This is a genomic window from Mesorhizobium sp. M8A.F.Ca.ET.021.01.1.1 (genome assembly GCF_003998025.1).
In the GTDB taxonomy this organism is placed as follows: Bacteria; Pseudomonadota; Alphaproteobacteria; order Rhizobiales; family Rhizobiaceae; genus Mesorhizobium.
The window spans coordinates 1-793 of the sequence record NZ_RZSJ01001033.1; the positions used below are offsets into that span (position 1 = coordinate 1).

1 pseudogene is annotated in these 793 nt (G+C 71.0%); it reads left to right on the plus strand.

The window, feature by feature from the left end:
* A pseudogene (locus EOA36_RS37630) lies at positions 1-793 on the plus strand (autotransporter outer membrane beta-barrel domain-containing protein); the annotation flags it as partial.

Here is a 793-nt window from a genome sequence, read left to right on the forward strand (position 1 = left end):
GGACCGCCGGCGGCCCCGTGGTCGCGGTCGGCGTCGGCGGTTCCGGCGGTGCGGCCAGCAATGGCGGCGACGTCAACGTCCAGCAGGCCGCCGGCGGTCCAACGGTCGAGACGAGCGGAATCTCTGCCATCGGCATACTGACGCAATCGGTGGGCGGCGGCGGCGGCAATGGCGGCGGCAGCTATACGGTCAGCGGAGCGGTTTCGGCCTCGATTGGCGGCAAGGGTGGCGCGGGCGGCGCCGGCGGTAACGTCATCTACAATGTCGGCACCTCGCATGTGACGACGCATGGCACCGACTCGACCGGCATCCTGACGCAGTCGGTGGGTGGCGGCGGCGGCAATGGCGGGTTTGCGTTGTCGATCTCCGCGCTTATCTCGGTCGGCGTCGGAGGCGAAGGCGGCCCGGGCGGCAAGGGCGGCACGGTCAACATGACGACCGGCGGCAGCGTCGAAACATTCCAGGATCGCTCCGCCGGCATCATCGCGCAGTCGATCGGCGGCGGTGGCGGCAATGGCGGCGGCAGCGTCGCAGGCAGCGCCGGCGTCAGTGTCGGCATCGGCAGGAAAGGCGCCGGCGGCGGCACCGGCGATGCGGTCACCTTCAACGGCACCCAGTCCGATGTGACGACGCATGGCGCGGATTCGGCCGGCATCATCGTGCAGTCGGTTGGCGGCGGCGGCGGCAATGGCGGCTTTTCGATCGCCGTCTCGGCCATCGTTTCCGTGGGCGTTGGCGGCAGTGGCGGCGCCGCCCGCGATGGCGGCGGTGTCGATGCGCGTTCCAATGGCAG